Source organism: Agathobacter rectalis ATCC 33656 (assembly GCF_000020605.1).
Lineage (GTDB): Bacteria > Bacillota > Clostridia > Lachnospirales > Lachnospiraceae > Roseburia > Roseburia rectalis.
In genome coordinates this window covers 2,166,220-2,182,624 of the sequence record NC_012781.1, presented here as the reverse complement: position 1 = coordinate 2,182,624, position 16,405 = coordinate 2,166,220, and the positions used below count along the sequence as shown (strand labels likewise).

Here is a 16,405-nt window from a genome sequence, read left to right as displayed (position 1 = left end):
GCTTGAATACTAACTAGCAGTATTGTAACAGCGGATAGGAGATTTGGCATGATATGGAAACATTTACAGCACAGATTTTAATCGTGGAAGATGATGAGAATATAGCGAAGATGATAAAGGTTTCCCTTTCATTGGGAAATTATAAGGGAACGATTTGCAGTGACGGGAACCAGGTCATGGATTATTTGAGGGCTGGAGACTACCAGCTGATTTTGCTGGACATTATGCTGCCCGGAAAAGATGGATTTCAGCTTATGGAGGAAATTATCTTGCATACAGGTTGATGTTTGGACTATAACAAAGGAGATTTTTTATGTCGTTTAATTCACAGTTTAAACTTATTTTTGGTGAAACATTTCAAACAGAGGGTTTTCGATATTGCTCAAAATTGAATGTTTTTGTTAAAATGCTCAACGAAGATTTGATGGCTTTTTTTGGAGTAAAAACAGCTCCGGCATGGAATAAAGGGGCAAAAGGATTTTTCCTTACTGCAGGAATTATTTCTACATATCATTCTTCTATCGATAAAAAATCAATATTGTATGCTGGACAGGATTTAAATTCATTCCTTCCACGAAATGAAGCAAGAGTAAGTTTTGAATATACCGAAGATACAATGGAAGAGATTATTTCAGCGACGGCTTTATATGTGAAGGAACGTTTGATGCCTATATTCAATCGAGTTTATGATTTAGATTCTTTTATTGATTTTTTAAAGGAATATTCGATTAATAAATTGCGCGCATGTGATACTTTTGAAGGGGAATCTCTTGTCTTGATTAAAACAGATAACCATGATGATTTTCAAACGTATTTCCAGCAGCATCTGGATGAATTATACGCACAAATTGATGCAGGAAATGTTGGTGATGGCTATACGAAAGAAATGGCTTATGATGATTTGTTTCATGGTATTATCGAAAGTATTGTATATTCTCGGGATAAAGTATATTCTGACAAGAGTTTATATAATGAGGCGCTGGAAGAGGCTGAGAGAAGAAAAAGTGAAAATATGAAAAAATTATATAGCTATCAAATATTGAAGAGCTGATTACTATAGCAATTAATCAAATTGATTTCAATAATGGAAGTTTAGTGTGATTCCTTGATGATGAGTGTTCTGAACTTCATTTTTGAAAAAATTAAGCAATGAAATTGAGGGGCGATTATCTCGCCCCCTTTATCTTTGCTTTGATAAGGTCGATTGGCGTTCTGGTTGTCAGACTTTTCCTGATACCTTTTTATTTTGTCGTGTATGGTTTCGAACTTTGGAGTAACTATCTCTCCGTATGCTTCTTCCCACTTAGAACGTTCTTTCTGATATGCGTCAAAGGCACGCTGTGCAGTATAGAATGTTGTGTAGAAGTCTTGTACTGTTGCAAATTCATGCTGTCTGACGATATTGGATAATCTGGCTTTGAGAGTTCGGATCTCTTCCTCTTTGGTGGTAATCTTGCTTTCTAAGGCATACCTACACGACAAACCTCTTATCCAACGGGGCTCAGCCTAAGGATGTGCAGGAACTGTCAGGACACTCAGACGTGAGTACCACCATGAATGTCTATGCCCATGCTACAAGGGAAGCAAAGCGGACTTCCGCAAGACTTCTTGATAAAGTGGCAGGCAATGATTAAACAACTGAATAATGAATTTTCCCTTGTGATTATCCCATAAGGGCAAAAACAAGGGAAAAGGATACATATATAGAATTTTCAATGGCAGAAAGCTTTGAAAATAGGGGAAAGTTAAGAGAGTTAATAGATAAACCCCAGTTTGTAGAATTCAAAAATTTAATATGAAATGTGAGATAGAGCGTATGGAAATAATCGATACGTTCTATTTTTTTGCCTTTTTGAAAAAAGTGATTAAAAAACTATTGACATTTTGTTACTGGAGTAGTGGAAAATACTTCAATGTAAGCAGATTTTAACACACTTTCAGATGGAAAAATCGCATGAATATAGCGAAAGAGTAAGGGAAAACGACTGGCACATAGGGATTGGCCCGCTCGGCAGAGGTGCTCCCGAAAGAGCGACTAGCGTAGCGGCTTAGATACTGTAGAATTATGCCCATGAAACGCAGAAATGCCCCGGCATGGACGTCGGGGCAAGGAGAAACCGCGCCATGGACGGCGCGTTTCGACGGTTTCGTCAAGCATAGAAACCCTAAAAAGCATAATTCGTACAGTACCTTAGCTGCGTAGCGTTAGCTCGTCGGGAGCACCTCTGCCGAGCGGGCCAATCCCTATGTGCCGGTCGCTTTCCCGTATTATTAATTATTGTGCAGCATCAGGAGCCACATACGAGTATGCATTGGACATCTTTGCAGCATTGTTTGTCAGAGTGACAGCCTCTCTGTAGTAGGCAACGACAGGAGTGCCTTTATCCACAGCGTTGAACAGCTGCTCTGCAAAAGCAGGCGGCACATTGATACATCCGTGTGAGCCGGAGGTTTTGTAAATTGTTCCTCCGAAGGTATCACGCCAGCTGGCATCATGGATACCTATATTGTAGGCAAACGGCATGAAATAGCTGACAGGAGAAGAGTATCCCTCGCCGACAAGAGTAGCATTTCTCTGTTTGTAAACAATCTTGTATACACCATCTACGGAACCATTCTGACGGGCGAGATTACCTGATACGAAATCAGACTCCATCTGGAGAGCACCATCCTTGTAATACCACATGTGCTGCTTTGTGTAGTCAATCTCTATGTATGTATTACCTATGTCGTCAGCGCCTCGGTAGAGTGCTGTCTGCTCGTAAACAGGCTCTCTTTCCACTGGCTTGCCGCCCTCTAAATCTGAAAGGAGCTGGGCTTTCTCATTTTTCTTGCTGACTACCCATCCGTAGTCTCCACCACCTATTTCAATAGTGTCACCGGACGATGTTTTGAACGAGCGCTTGCGGCCGAAGGTATTGTACTTGGAAGCAAGCTGCTGGACATATTTAGTGACCTTGGCATCATCTATGCTCACGCTGCCGTCATCTGAGATGCTTAGCATATCAAGGATTTTGGCTGAGTCAAGCTTCTCGTCGGCACCTTCAATTTTGTAGGTGACGGTTGAAGCAGTGTATTTGTCGAGGGCTTCTTTTTCATTTTTGATTGTATCGCTTTCCTTTGTGATTTTTGGAGCTTCATAACAGTCATCGTTTAAGCTAAGCTTTGGAAGCTCATTGTCCAGGGCATCCTTTACCTCGGCAAGGATGCTGTCATATATCGGATTGCAGCCTTTTTTCTCTTCAATCACATCGTATTTGCCGTCTTTTATCTCGATGTGGGCATCCTCCGGATTCTCAATGTAGTCATCACTGAAAATATCAAGAGCCTTGAGCTTTTCCGCCAAAGCGGCATCGTCATATTTGGACGAACCCTTTAGAGTATAGTTTTGAGCTTTGAAGAGACTGACAGGCCATGTAAAAGCATTCTGGCTTTTTAGGATTTGCTCCTCGTCACCGTTTGAGACATATTCATAGGAAAAATCAGGTCCCTTAAGTGAAAAGCTGTTGCCTTTTCTATCAGTGATTGTGAGCAGATAGTCGCGGCTTAGGGCTGTATTTTTTTCTAATGCCTCTTTTGCAGTTTTCCCTGCGTATTTTACAGAGTTAATCTTTGTGTTGAACAGATAGTGGCTGCTAAAATAAAAGGCAAAGCCAAGATAAACAGCCAAAAGCACACCAAGCACAACGGCGCAGGTTATAAGCACTTTTTTCTTCATGTAAATCGACCTCCTTGGAGATATGCTGTTGCTGCCCACACCGGGGTGTAGACAGCAGCTAAAATCAGTTACATTTGTGAAGATGTGACACATCCATATAGTCAGGCAGACCATTCTTGTAGGCTACAGCGGTTTCTCCCTGAATAAGTGGCTTTAAGTATTCGATAAGTTCAGGTTTCACATCATTGCCAGCATCATTGATCCACTCTCTTGGCACAGACTTGGCCTCGTTTGCGATATCCTTGATAGCAGAATATGTGTATTCCACCTGATAAGGCTTATTTGAGATGCGCTTTAAGCATACCATTGATGCGGTCACACCCTCTGCTGCAATAGTGACACCCTTTTTACCCTGAGCAAAAGATTCCTCGATATCGGTTAATGATGCAAGATGTGAGGCACAGCGCTGGAGCACATTTACCTCTACAGAGCGCACCTTGACACCGATGTTTTCCTTTACGATGAACTCAAGAGCTTTTCCGGCACCGCTTAGCTGCTGGTGTCCGAACTGGTCACATGCGGCCTTTGATGATGTAATGTATGAGCCGTCTGCGTCATGTATTCCTTCGGATACGGCGACTATTACATTGTTAGTGTGCGCAAGGGCTTCTTTTATATCGGCAACAAATTTGTCCTTGTCGAAATTCACCTCAGGCAGATAGATGAACTGAGGCGCTGTATTGTACTCATTACGTGCGAGAGCGGAAGCGGCAGTGAGCCATCCTGCGTCACGTCCCATGATTTCAACGATTGTCACACTCTTAACAGCATAGATAAAGGTATCATGGGCTATCTCAAGCATGCTTGATGCGATATATTTGGCGGCAGAGCCAAAGCCAGGAGTGTGGTCTGTCATGCACAGATCATTGTCGATGGTTTTTGGAATCCCTATAATTTTCACATCACTGTTGATTTTTTTTGCATAATCGGATAACTTTAATACGGTATCCATCGAATCATTTCCACCGATGTAAAAGAAAGCTTTTATGGAAAGCTTATCGAACTGGTGGAAGATGTATACATATGGTGAATCATCATCCTTGTAATCAGGGAGTTTGTGGCGGCATGAGCCAAGATACATGGCAGGTGTGGTCTTAAGCTTTTCAAGATTAGCATCATCTGCAAAAATATCTGACAGATTGAGATAATTCTCATTTAATATGCCGAGTATTCCGTTTACGGCGCCATAGCAGATATCGTATTTCTCAGAGCTTTTTACTCCTGCGATGACTCCTGCAAGGCTTGCGTTGATTGCAACAGTTGGGCCGCCTGACTGGGCGACGATACAGTTTGACTGATTCATTGTAATCTCCTTATTGTGTATTTTAACTATTCTCTTCTGTAAGAATAGTTATGATATAATTTAAAATGATGATTAATCAGATTACTACATGCTACGCATTCCCGTAATCTGACTACACCTCGAAATCCGTTAATTTCCTGCGTCCCCGCAGCAAATTGCTACTTTCTCGGTGTAGTGCGGGTCACTAAGGTGTACATCGAATTGCATGCAAGAATGCATCGATGATACCTTTTGACCCTTTAATCATATAGATTGTAGTATCAAACATTATTTTTAGCAAGGGTTAAAATGAAAAATATGAATAAATACGAGAATTGCTTATTGTGTCCCAGAAAATGTGGCATAAACAGAAGCACCGGACAAACAGGCGTATGTGGCGTTTCATCTGAAATAAAGGTGGCGCGAGCAGCGCTTCATTACTGGGAGGAGCCGTGCATATCAGGAAAAAGAGGAAGCGGGGCAGTTTTTTTCTCAGGCTGCAGCCTGCACTGCGTGTTCTGCCAGAACAGGGAGATTTCTGACGGAAAAGCGGGAAAGGTGATCAGTAAAGAGAGGCTGAGTGATATCTTTATGGAACTTGCTGACAAAGGCGCAAATAATATCAATCTGGTCACACCGGGGCAGTATATCCCTGATATAGTGTGGGCGGTAAACGATGCAAAAAGCCGCGGCATGAAGCTTCCTATTATATACAATACGAGCGGATATGAAAATGTGACAGAGCTAAAGCTGCTTGAGGGTATAGTGGATGTGTATCTTCCGGATTTTAAATATATGGACAGTACGCTTTCGGCAAGGTATTCAAGGGCAAAAGATTATCCGTCTGTCGCAAAGCAGGCGCTTTCAGAGATGGTCAGGCAGCAGCCGGATGTCGTGATTGACGATGCGACAGGACTCATACAAAAGGGAGTTATTGTGCGACAGCTTCTACTGCCGGGACATGTGAATGATGCAAAGGCTGTACTTAAGTACCTGTATGATACATATCATGATCACGTATATATAAGCATGATGAGCCAGTTTACGCCGATTGCACTAAAGGATTATCCTGAGATAAACCGCACAGTGACAAGGAGAGAGTATGAAAGGCTTGTTGACTATGCCCTCGAAATAGGAATCACGAATGCATTTATACAGGAGGGTGACGTGGCAAAGGACAGCTTCATTCCGGCATTTGACTGTGAGGGAGTATAATATTTACCGTTTTTCTTAATAAAATAGTAAGAATTGGCAGGCAAAAATGACTGGATTTTGTGACGCCGGTGTAGTACTATGGTTATGTGATATTTTTTAGCTGTGAAGGTACTGAACAGTTACGATATTTTGTTATTACTCACATCCCGGTGTGACAGACGATAATGTTTTTAATCACACAGGATACATCATTCAATAGAGGATACAGTGATGAAAAATATAGAAGAACAGCAGATAATAATTGAATGTCCGAATACTATCTTTCATCTATACATTGACAGTGAGGATGAGCTTTCAAAGGTTAAGGTGTTTATGAACAATATGAAGAATGTTGATTCGATAAGTCTGCATGATATATACAACTGGTGCAACAGACAGCATGTGCAGTACACGACGACATTTAATTATGACAGTAAAATGACCTTGACAGAAATGATAAAATCCTACATATTTTACTTCAGACAGAAGCTTAGATATGTAAATAATAGTGATAGGATGATAGAAACATGAGATACCCTGAATTTCTAAAGGATAGAGGAACAATAGGCTTTGTGGCGCCTTCGATGGGCTGTACAACAGAGCCGTACAGGAGTGCCTTTGACAATGCCATTAAAAGGTTTCACAGCATGGGTTATAAGACGATAGAGGGACCTAACTGCAGGTGCGACAGTGGCATAGGTATCAGCAATACACCTAAGAAGTGCGCAGAAGAGCTGAACGAGAGCTATGTTTCTGCTGACAGTGATGTGCTTATATCCTGTGGTGGTGGCGAGCTGATGTGCGAGGTAGTGCCTTATATTGATTTTGAGCGCGTGAAGCAGTCAAAGCCTAAATGGTACATGGGCTATTCCGACAACACGAATTTCACATTTTTGGAGGCTACTATTGCAGATACAGCAGGTATTTACGGGCCGTGTGCGGGCAGCTTTGGCATGGAGGTGTGGCATGAGTCACTTACCGATGCATTTAATCTGCTTTGTGGCAGGAAGCTTTCATTTACCAATTACCCTATGTGGGAGAAGGAATCGATAAAGGATGAGAATGCTCCGTTTGTGGGCTACAACCTGACTGAAAAGTCGTGCATCAGCTCTATTCCCACGGTGGCAAAGGAAAGCAGGCTTACCATGAGAGGCAGGCTGCTTGGTGGCTGCATGGATTGTCTTATCAATCTGCTTGGTACATCGTTTGACCATGTAAGGGAATTTAATGAGCGCTACAGTGATGATGGTATCATATGGTTCCTTGAGGCATGTGACCTTAATGTGATGGGCATGAGAAGGGCTATGTGGCAGATGAAAAATGCAGGATGGTTTTCAAATGTAAAGGGCTTTCTTATCGGACGCCCGGCGCACTTCGGAGAGGAAATGTTTGGCATAGACCACAGACAGGCGCTTTCATCACTGCTTAGAGAGTTTAATGTGCCAATCATCATGGATCTGGATATAGGTCATATGTCACCGATGATGCCTGTGGTATGCGGAAGCATGGCAGATGTCAGCTTCGACGGAAGCAACTTTACAATTTCGTATGATATAGAGCAGTAGATTGGAGGAAAAATGATTAGATTAATAAAGAAAAAAGCAAAGAGTATTGTATGTAGCGTGCTTGCTGCGGTGACACTGTTTACGATGAATCCGGCAGTATTTGCAACAGAGACAGCTACGCAGACTGATACAGTTTCAAGCGTTGATGTATCAGGCAGTGACAGCAGTGACGCAGCTGATAAGAGTAACACAGACAGTACTGCAGACAGCACAACGACAGCCGGCAGTGAGGCAAACGACAAGGTGACCATCAGCAAAAATGATAAGCCATACTTAAGTCTTGGAGCAGACCTCACACCGGATCAGAGAGCGACAGTGCTTGGATTTATGGGAATCGAGCTCACTGATCTGGACAAATACGATGTGGTCTATGTAAATAATGATGAGGAGCACAAGTACCTCGATTCATACATCAGCAAGAGCGAGATTGGCAAAAGATCACTTTCCTCAGTACTCATTACAGAGGATAAAAAGGGCGCGGGTCTTAGTGTTTCCACGCACAATATCAATTACTGTACGGTAGGAATGTACAAGAATGCGCTTGCCACAGCAGGCATAGCTGATGCTAAAATCATAGTCGCAGGCCCTTTCCCTATTTCCGGAACGGCAGCACTTGTAGGCACACTAAAGGCATACGAGGAGATGACAGGCAAGAAGCTTGACGACAAGGTGACAGACGCAGCGATGGATGAGCTTGTCACAACAGGAGAGCTCAACAAGAGCATTGACGGCGATTCGAAGGATATCGAGGCAATGATTGCAGACCTAAAGAAGCAGCTTGCCGATGGAAGGCTCAAGGATGAGAGCCAGATAAAGGATGCGATAAAGGAGGCTGCAAAGGATTACGACCTGAAGCTTTCTGATGATGATATTGCAAAGCTGACATCGCTTCTTATGAAGCTTAAGGATGCCAATATCGACTGGGATTCAGTCATCAACCAGGCACAGGACTGGGCATCAAAGCTTGGCGATAAGATAAATGACCCGGGCTTCTGGGAAAAGCTTGGTAACTTTTTCATGGATTTATGGGATAAGATAAAATCACTGTTCAGCTAGAAAAAGCTACAGGAGACAGTAAGAATAAGCAGAATATGAATCAGGCAACTCCCTGAAACGTAAGCATGTGCTACACGTTGAAGGGAGTTTTTTTATCATTAATAAAAAAATAATAAATTTCTGCCGAATACATTGATACAAAGGTCATATTCTATTATAATTAAATGGATAATGGATTAATGTAAACAATGCACATAAGAAAGATGGGATTTGATGATAAAGATAAATAAATTTCTGGCAGCCTCTGTCGTAACATTGTCATTAGCCGCATGTGACCTGGCACCATACAGCAGCATAGCAGTTTATGCGGATCAGGCGGCTAAGGTTGTGTGTGATGAGAGATACTGGGTAGCGGCGAGAAGCGGACCGGGCACAGAGTATGAGCTGGAGCACAAGCTTTCAAACGGTAAGGATATTATTATTCTTGAGCAGACCACAGGTGCAGACGGCAAGGTGTGGTACAAGGCAAAGTACAATCTGGCAGCAAATAACGAGGAGTGTGTAAGCTATATCAGGTCTGATTTTGTATCAGCAGGTACCGGCACAGCTGCATCAGACAATGCGCAGACAGGGGATGCTTCAGCAGACACCGGCAATGCGGATGCCATACAGCAGAATAATGAGGAACAGCTTGCCCTTGCAACCGCATCGGGAGCATATGCTACAGGTACGATTACAGGTGGCAATGTGTATGTCCGCAATGCAGCAGGCACATCTGGCACTACCAAGGTTGTCTCACTCAACTGGAACCATCAGGTTGACATAATTGGAGAGACCAGGGTAAACGGTGTGGTCTGGTATAATGTCAAGGGTACTTTAAACGGCAAGGCATTTACGGGCTGGACTATCAGTACATACATAAAGGTGACATACAATAATAGTGGAGACAATACTGATTTTGTCACGGCTATGAAGAATGCAGGCTTTCCAGACAGCTATATTCCAAACCTTACAGCTCTTCACAATAAGTATCCAAGCTGGACATTTGAGGCTGTAAATACAGGTTTGAATTGGGATACGGTGATTGAAAATGAAAGTGTAAACGGACTTAATCTGGTATCCAAATCAGCAGACAATGCCAAGAAATCCACAGCTGCCGGAGCATATAACTGGTCAACAAATACGTGGGTTGAGTATGAGCCGGGCTGGGTGTCAGCAAGCAGTGCTTATATTGCTTATCTCATGGATCCAAGGAACTTCCTTGATGAGACCAATATTTTTCAGTTTCAGAGTCTGGCATACAGTCCGAATGAGGCACTTGAAGGTGTCAAGTCCATAGTAAAAGGCACATTTATGGAGGGAACAAAGACCTATTCCAACAATGGTGAGAAAATCAATTATGCAAGCACGTTCATGGATGTGGCAAAGAGCAGTGGAGTAAGTGCATACCATATAGCATCGCGTATAAAGCAGGAGCAGGGACAAAAGGGAACGAGCCCTCTTATTTCGGGTACATATTCCGGATATGAAGGATATTATAATTATTTTAATTTTAGTGCAACCGGAAACACGAAGGATAAGATTTATAAAAATGGTCTGGCTTTTGCCAAGAAGCAGGGCTGGAATACAAGAGCAAAGTCCATAAGCGGCGGAGCTGTAAAGGTGGGCAGCAATTATATAAATAAGGGTCAAAATACACTGTATTTTGAGAAGTTTAATGTAGTAAATACAAGCTCGCTGTATTTCCATCAGTACATGGGCAATGCCACAGCGGCTCTTACTGAGGGACAGAGTCTGGCTAAAGGATATTCAGACAGGAATCAGGCTTTTGTATTTAAAATACCTGTATACAACAATATGCCATCGTCAGCAGTGGGCTTCGATAAAGCTGGCGATACCAATAACTATCTGCAGTCGCTTGCGATAAGTGGTGTAACACTCACACCGGCCTTCAATGGAGCGACAACAAGCTATTCAGCAGTTGTTTCAAATGCCATAAGCTCAGTGACTGTTTCGGCAGATGCAGTTTCAGGAAACAGTGGTGTTTCAGGCACAGGAAGCTATTCGCTTGCTGTCGGAAATAATACAATTAAGGTAAAATGCAAGTCGCAAAGCGGTGATACAAGAACATACACTATCAATATAAACAGGCAGGCGGCATCTGCAAATAATGCAGGTGACAATAATAATCAGAACAATAATAACCAAAATAATACAGATGTAAACATAACATCAGGTAAATACAGTATAGGTACTTATATTACAGGCATTGAGCCTGGAACCGGTGCAGCTGATTTTGTGAAGAATATAGCAGTATCAGCATCAGGTACTGTAAAGCTTTTGACAAGCTCAGGCTCAGAAAACAGCGGAAAGATTGCAACAGGCAATAAAGTGGCTGTTTATGATGCTTCAGGTAATCTGAAAAAGACATACGATATTGTTATATATGGAGATATCAATGGTGATGGTGCTGTAAATGCTCTTGATATGATTAAGCTCAACAGACATATCTTAGGAAAGGGAACACTCACAGGTGCTTATCTGGAGGCAGCTGATGCTAACAGAAAGCGTGATGGTGGAAATGCCCTTGATATGATAATCATGAACAGACATATACTGGGCAAATCAAAGATATCGCAGAATTAGAAATGTGAGGAAAAATATGAAGAAATTATTTGGATGTATATTATCACTTGTTATGGCGGTGATGCTTGTTTTCGCACCTGCCGAGCATGTATATGCGCAGGGACTTGGATTAAGTGTCAGCTCAAGCTCTGTAGCTGTTGGAAAAACAGTCAAGGTGACGGTTTCTATGCCGTCAGGATATTTTGGTACAGTAGTTATCTCAAGCTCTGACGAGGGAGTGCTGAGTAACGGAGGCGATGGTGTGGCAAATATTGGTGACGCTGCCGGATATCCTACATCGCAGTCATTTTCATTTACAGCGAAGGGCGCAGGAAGCTGCACTATAAAGGCGTATTGTACAGTGGTAGGAGATGCAGAGGGTAACGATGCCGGAGGCACAATCACAGGTGCCAGCACGAAGGTGACCGTAACAAGTGCTTCATCAAACAACGATTCAAACAGCAACAAGGACAATTCGGGCAGCAATACAGGAAATGACAGCGATGCAAATAAAGATAATGAAAACAAAGAGGAAAAGAAATCCTCAAACGCATCTCTTGGCTCACTTGTTATTTCAGCAGGTACACTTTCACCTGAGTTTTCTGCTGCGACAAAGGATTACACAGCTACAGTAGATTACAGCTGTTCAAGCCTTGCGGTTACAGCAAATCCGGCTGATTCCAAGGCGAGTGTGACATCTGTCACAGGCAATGATTCACTTGAGGTTGGAGAGAATACAGTAAGCGTTGTTGTGACAGCAGAGGACGGCAGTACAAGCACATACAATATAGTAGTTACCAGAAGAGCCGAGGATGATCCGGAGAATGCGGATAAGCAGGATAACTGGAAGAAGTTCAATATAAATGGAACAGAGTGGACTATGGTAAATGACATTCCTGAGGATGTTGTTCCTGAAGGCTTTGAGCACTCAAAGACAGTGATTGACGGTCTTGAATACAATACCCTTCATGGTACCTTTGGTGATATCACACTTGTGTATTTACAGTCAGAAAGCGGCAATGGGCTTTTTGTATATGATGCTGCCCAGAATGCAGCGTATGAGTATGTCCGTATCAATTCCGAGTCACATTTTATCGTAGTTTTACTGCCTAAGGTGGATGATGTGCCTGAAGGATATAATGAGGTCTCGCTCTCCATAGAGGGCAAGGGTGTGGCAACAGCATACCAGACTAAAGCCGAAAAAAAAGATGATCAGACGAAGGATTTTTACCTCGTATACGCCATGAATGACAATGGTGAGAGTGGCTGGTACACATATGATAGCGTAGATGGCACATATATGAGAACCGAGCTCAGTACACCTACAGTGGCACAGGAGGAAAACGATACAACAAAGAGCGAGCTTGTCCCGGGAATTGCCAATAAATATCTTGTTTTAGCTGCAATACTGGTTCTTATTATCATTATTCTGTTACTGTTGCTTATTGTATCAGCTGTGAAAAACAGAAAATATAAGGCAATGGACTATCATGATGACGATGATGATGTAGATGATGCAGCAGAAGATGTATCAAATGAAGCTTTGGAAGAAACAACTGATGAAACTGCGGACGAGATAGCAGATGAGCCGGAAGAAGAGGTTACAGAAGAGTCGTTAGATGAAGTGGAAGAAGAAGCTGCAGAAGAGTCGGTGGATGAAGCTGCAGAAGAAACAGCAGATGAAGCTGTAGAAGAGCCGGCAGATGAAGTCGCAGAAGAAACAGCGGAAGGTGCTGCAGATGAGCAAAAGATGGCTACGGATGAAAATATATCAAATGCATCCTATGTCGGAAGAACCGTAGAAATTACACCTGATTCTAAGAAAGCTGTTGAGAATGAAAACTCTGAGTTTGATTTAAAAGACGATTCAAGGCAGGAAAACGTTTCTGACACAGAAAACGATGCTGATGAGGATGCTTTAAAGAATCAGCTTCAAAGGGCACTTGATGGATTTGTCAATGAGGGAAATAAGCCGTCTGAGACTATAGACAGCAGTGCAAAGGATGACAATGAGGATGACAGCGAGGATGATGATTTGCAGTTCATCGACTTAAATTAGTGAATATGACTGGAGGATATGACTTGAAACCATATACAAGTAAGGCTAAAAAAGCAATAGATTTGGCTGCACGTATATCAAAGAAAATGAATTACAGCTATGTTGGAACAGAGCACATACTGGCTGGCCTTATAAAAGAGGGCACCGGTGTGGCAGCTGAGGTTCTAACAGCCTGCAATGTGGAATATGATAAGCTTATTTCGATGATTGAAGACCTGATTTCACCGGGGGATAACATCGAAGTGATGGACAGGGATGGCTATTCACCAAGGACACAGAGAGTATTGGAGCGTGCATCGGAGGAAGCCGATAGATTTGAGTGCAATGAGATAGGGACAGAACACTTGCTAATGGCTATAGTACTGCAGGGAGACTGTGCAGCTGCAAGACTTTTAAACACCATGGGTGTTAACAGTCAGAAGATGTTTATAGATATTCTTGGTGCGATGGGTGAGGATCCGTCTGCATACAGGGATCTGATGAAAAGCTACAGTACATCATACAATTCTGCGACTCCTGTATTAGATCAGTATTCCAGAGATTTGACAGATATGGCAGAGGCAGGGCTTCTTGACCCTGTTATAGGCAGAAAAAAGGAGATGGAGCGCGTTATCCAGATACTTTGCCGCCGTGGCAAAAACAATCCATGTCTGATTGGAGAGCCGGGAGTGGGCAAGACCGCTATAGTAGAAGGACTTGCGCAGGATATAGTCAGTGGCAATGTTCCGGATATTCTTTTGGGAAAGAGACTGGTTTCCCTTGATATGTCCGGGCTTGTAGCCAAATCAAAGTATCGTGGTGAGTTTGAGGAGCGTATCAAGAAGGTGATAAGCGAGGTTTCAAATGCCAAAAATGTACTGCTTTTCATTGATGAGCTTCACACTATAATAGGTGCAGGAGGAGCAGAAGGTTCGTTAGATGCATCTAACATATTAAAGCCTGCGCTTGCCAGAGGCGAGGTACAGGTAATCGGCGCCACTACCATAGAAGAGTATCGCAAATACGTGGAAAAGGATGCTGCGCTTGAGCGCCGTTTCCAGCCGGTGATGGTTGAGGAGCCGGGTGCGGATGAGACAATAGAGATACTCACAGGATTAAAGGGAATCTATGAAAAGCATCATGGTGTCATCATAACAGATGAGGGTGTGAAAGCAGCAGTAAACCTTTCTGCACGATATATAAATGACAGATTTTTACCTGATAAGGCGATAGACCTGATGGATGAAGCGGCAGCCAGGATAAGGCTTAAGAATCTGACATCATCTGACGAGTTGCTTGCTCTGAAAAAAGAGATAACAGATAAGCAGAACCAGGTGGAAAATGCTTTATCGAATGGAGATCTCGCAGCTGCCGGCGCGCTTATGTCAGAAAAGGAAGTACTTGAAAATAAACAGCAGAAGCTTATGAGAAAGAACCGTCGCACAGGAGCCAAAAACCAGCCTGTAGTCGGCGAAAATGAGATAGCGGATGTAGTATCGGGATGGACCAAAATACCTGTAAATAAGCTTACAGAGTCAGAGGCAGGACGACTTGCAAAGCTTGAACAGATACTTCACAAGCGTGTAATAGGACAGGAGGAGGCTGTTTCTGCTGTCGCAAAGGCAGTCAGACGAGGCCGTGTTGGTTTAAAGGATCCTAAGAAGCCGATTGGCTCATTCCTGTTTTTGGGACCGACAGGAGTAGGTAAGACGGAGGTGTCAAAGGCGCTTGCTGAGGCTGTCTTTGGCAAAGAAGATGCCATGATACGTGTTGACATGTCAGAGTACATGGAAAAGCATAGTGTTTCAAAGATGATTGGTTCACCACCGGGATATGTGGGCCATGAGGAGGGTGGACAGCTCTCAGAGAAGGTCAGACGCAATCCTTTTTCTGTTATACTGTTTGATGAGATAGAAAAAGCACATCCTGATGTGTTCAATATACTTTTACAGGTGCTTGATGATGGTAGAATCACTGATTCACAGGGGCGCACGGTTGATTTCAAGAATACAATAATCATCATGACATCAAATGCAGGAGCTTCTTCTATTATAGAACCAAAGCGCCTTGGCTTTGGCGCTGGTGAGGATGAAAAGCAGGATCACGAGCGTATGAAGAACAGTGTCATGGAGGAGGTACGCCGTATATTTAAACCTGAGTTTTTGAACCGAATCGACGAGACTATTGTATTTAGAGCTCTCAACAAGGATGACATGAAGCATATAGTGACACTTCTTGTAAAGGAGCTTAAGAAACGCTGTAAAGAACAGCTTGATATAGAGCTCACAGTGCGCGACAGTGCAAAATCCTTTATCGTGGACAAAGCCTATGACAGAAAATATGGCGCAAGACCTCTTAAACGAAAACTTCAGGAGGAGATTGAAGACCGTATGTCAGAGGATATTATTACCGGCAAAATTAAGCGCGGCAATAAGGTAATAATTTCTACGAAAAACAAACAAATTTCATTGACTGTTGAGTAGAATTGGATTTATAATTAATATATCAATATAGCTACGGGAGGATAAAAATGGCTGTAATAAGTGAATTAATCCGTACTGAGGAAAACGGAAAGCTCAGCTTCGGAGATTATACATTGGCTGCAAAGGCAAAGCTTGACAATTTTGAGAAGGATGGAGATATCTACAAGGTAAAGACCTTTAAGGAGATTACAAAGCTCGAAAGAAACGGACTCTTTGTATACGAGTCTGTTCCGGGAACAGCGGTTATGGATTTCGAGGAGACTGCTGATACAGTGACATTTACTGTGGAGGGACCTGAGGATGCTCAGATTACTCTTGGCCTTGAAGAGGAGACAGAGTACGAAATTGATATAGCTGGAGCTGTTGCAGGTACTATGAAGACAAATCTCGGCGGCAAGCTCAGCTTAAGCGTAGAGCTTGAGGGTGTTGATTCAGTCGATATCAAAGTATCAAGAAAATAGAGCATATTTTTAGCCCGGTGAAAGCCGGGCTTTTTGTATTTTA

General features: G+C 42.8%; 13 protein-coding genes and 1 pseudogene. 11 read left to right on the top strand and 3 right to left on the bottom strand.

The features are described from left to right. Window positions 1–53 precede the first annotated feature (53 nt). Window positions 54–284 carry a response regulator gene (locus EUBREC_RS10470; RefSeq protein WP_012743149.1) on the top strand — a complete coding sequence of 77 codons (231 nt, stop codon included), beginning with the start codon at window positions 54–56 and terminating at the stop codon, window positions 282–284. A 29-nt stretch (window positions 285–313) separates the two neighbouring features. Then, window positions 314–1,051, top strand: coding sequence for a hypothetical protein (locus tag EUBREC_RS10465; protein ID WP_012743148.1), 738 nt, complete (start codon window positions 314–316; stop codon window positions 1,049–1,051). 41 nt (window positions 1,052–1,092) lie between these two features. On the opposite strand, the gene EUBREC_RS10460 is transcribed toward EUBREC_RS10465, so the two are convergent. Continuing rightward, window positions 1,093–1,482: a hypothetical protein gene (locus EUBREC_RS10460; RefSeq protein WP_012743147.1), complete on the bottom strand. Its 390-nt coding sequence runs from the start codon at window positions 1,480–1,482 to the stop codon at window positions 1,093–1,095. On the opposite strand from EUBREC_RS10460, the pseudogene EUBREC_RS17015 reads away from it, so the two are divergent. Next, a pseudogene (locus tag EUBREC_RS17015) lies at window positions 1,461–1,634 on the top strand (tyrosine-type recombinase/integrase); the annotation flags it as partial. The gene EUBREC_RS10460 and the pseudogene EUBREC_RS17015 sit on opposite strands and share 22 nt — an antisense overlap. A 641-nt stretch (window positions 1,635–2,275) precedes the next feature. Here the strand turns inward: EUBREC_RS17015 and EUBREC_RS10455 are convergent. Both EUBREC_RS10455 and EUBREC_RS10450 read right to left on the bottom strand, forming a co-directional pair. Then, window positions 2,276–3,718 carry a L,D-transpeptidase family protein gene (locus EUBREC_RS10455; protein WP_012743144.1) on the bottom strand — a complete coding sequence of 481 codons (1,443 nt, stop codon included), beginning with the start codon at window positions 3,716–3,718 and terminating at the stop codon, window positions 2,276–2,278. A 64-nt stretch (window positions 3,719–3,782) separates the two neighbouring features. Continuing rightward, complete coding sequence (locus tag EUBREC_RS10450) at window positions 3,783–5,021, bottom strand: 6-phosphofructokinase (protein ID WP_012743143.1); 1,239 nt, start codon at window positions 5,019–5,021, stop codon at window positions 3,783–3,785. A 288-nt stretch (window positions 5,022–5,309) separates the two neighbouring features. Here EUBREC_RS10450 and EUBREC_RS10445 point away from each other — a divergent pair, with 288 nt between their 5' ends. The 8 genes from EUBREC_RS10445 to EUBREC_RS10410 all read left to right on the top strand — a co-directional run bounded on the left by EUBREC_RS10445 (window position 5,310) and on the right by EUBREC_RS10410 (window position 16,362). Continuing rightward, window positions 5,310–6,215 carry a radical SAM protein gene (locus tag EUBREC_RS10445; RefSeq protein WP_012743142.1) on the top strand — a complete coding sequence of 302 codons (906 nt, stop codon included), beginning with the start codon at window positions 5,310–5,312 and terminating at the stop codon, window positions 6,213–6,215. 210 nt (window positions 6,216–6,425) lie between these two features. Continuing rightward, the gene (locus EUBREC_RS10440; RefSeq protein ID WP_012743141.1) at window positions 6,426–6,725 is read left to right on the top strand and encodes a hypothetical protein; all 300 of its coding nucleotides are present in this window, start codon (window positions 6,426–6,428) and stop codon (window positions 6,723–6,725) included. Beyond that, window positions 6,722–7,759: a S66 family peptidase gene (locus EUBREC_RS10435; protein WP_012743140.1), complete on the top strand. Its 1,038-nt coding sequence runs from the start codon at window positions 6,722–6,724 to the stop codon at window positions 7,757–7,759. The genes EUBREC_RS10440 and EUBREC_RS10435 overlap by 4 nt, the downstream gene beginning before the upstream one ends. A 12-nt stretch (window positions 7,760–7,771) precedes the next feature. Next, window positions 7,772–8,815, top strand: coding sequence for a DUF1002 domain-containing protein (locus EUBREC_RS10430; protein ID WP_012743139.1), 1,044 nt, complete (start codon window positions 7,772–7,774; stop codon window positions 8,813–8,815). Between the two features lie 213 nt (window positions 8,816–9,028). Further along, complete coding sequence (locus tag EUBREC_RS10425; RefSeq protein ID WP_012743137.1) at window positions 9,029–11,401, top strand: dockerin type I domain-containing protein; 2,373 nt, start codon at window positions 9,029–9,031, stop codon at window positions 11,399–11,401. Window positions 11,402–11,417: 16 nt separating this feature from the next. Then, complete coding sequence (locus EUBREC_RS10420) at window positions 11,418–13,439, top strand: cadherin-like beta sandwich domain-containing protein (protein ID WP_012743136.1); 2,022 nt, start codon at window positions 11,418–11,420, stop codon at window positions 13,437–13,439. 5 nt (window positions 13,440–13,444) lie between these two features. Further along, a complete protein-coding gene (locus EUBREC_RS10415) occupies window positions 13,445–15,901 on the top strand; it encodes an ATP-dependent Clp protease ATP-binding subunit (protein ID WP_012743135.1) in 2,457 nt (818 codons plus the stop codon). Between the two features lie 47 nt (window positions 15,902–15,948). Then, window positions 15,949–16,362, top strand: coding sequence for a hypothetical protein (locus tag EUBREC_RS10410; RefSeq protein WP_012743134.1), 414 nt, complete (start codon window positions 15,949–15,951; stop codon window positions 16,360–16,362). Window positions 16,363–16,405 lie beyond the last annotated feature (43 nt).

Excerpts from the sequence above, each read along its gene's own strand:
- EUBREC_RS10470 (WP_012743149.1), top strand. The coding sequence starts at position 54 with ATGGAAACATTTACAGCACAGATTTTAATCGTGGAAGATGATGAGAAT.
- EUBREC_RS10465 (WP_012743148.1), top strand. The coding sequence starts at position 314 with ATGTCGTTTAATTCACAGTTTAAACTTATTTTTGGTGAAACATTTCAA.
- EUBREC_RS10455 (WP_012743144.1), bottom strand. The coding sequence starts at position 3,718 with ATGAAGAAAAAAGTGCTTATAACCTGCGCCGTTGTGCTTGGTGTGCTT.
- EUBREC_RS10450 (WP_012743143.1), bottom strand. The coding sequence starts at position 5,021 with ATGAATCAGTCAAACTGTATCGTCGCCCAGTCAGGCGGCCCAACTGTT.
- EUBREC_RS10445 (WP_012743142.1), top strand. The coding sequence starts at position 5,310 with ATGAAAAATATGAATAAATACGAGAATTGCTTATTGTGTCCCAGAAAA.
- EUBREC_RS10440 (WP_012743141.1), top strand. The coding sequence starts at position 6,426 with ATGAAAAATATAGAAGAACAGCAGATAATAATTGAATGTCCGAATACT.
- EUBREC_RS10435 (WP_012743140.1), top strand. The coding sequence starts at position 6,722 with ATGAGATACCCTGAATTTCTAAAGGATAGAGGAACAATAGGCTTTGTG.
- EUBREC_RS10430 (WP_012743139.1), top strand. The coding sequence starts at position 7,772 with ATGATTAGATTAATAAAGAAAAAAGCAAAGAGTATTGTATGTAGCGTG.
- EUBREC_RS10425 (WP_012743137.1), top strand. The coding sequence starts at position 9,029 with ATGATAAAGATAAATAAATTTCTGGCAGCCTCTGTCGTAACATTGTCA.
- EUBREC_RS10420 (WP_012743136.1), top strand. The coding sequence starts at position 11,418 with ATGAAGAAATTATTTGGATGTATATTATCACTTGTTATGGCGGTGATG.
- EUBREC_RS10415 (WP_012743135.1), top strand. The coding sequence starts at position 13,445 with ATGACTGGAGGATATGACTTGAAACCATATACAAGTAAGGCTAAAAAA.
- EUBREC_RS10410 (WP_012743134.1), top strand. The coding sequence starts at position 15,949 with ATGGCTGTAATAAGTGAATTAATCCGTACTGAGGAAAACGGAAAGCTC.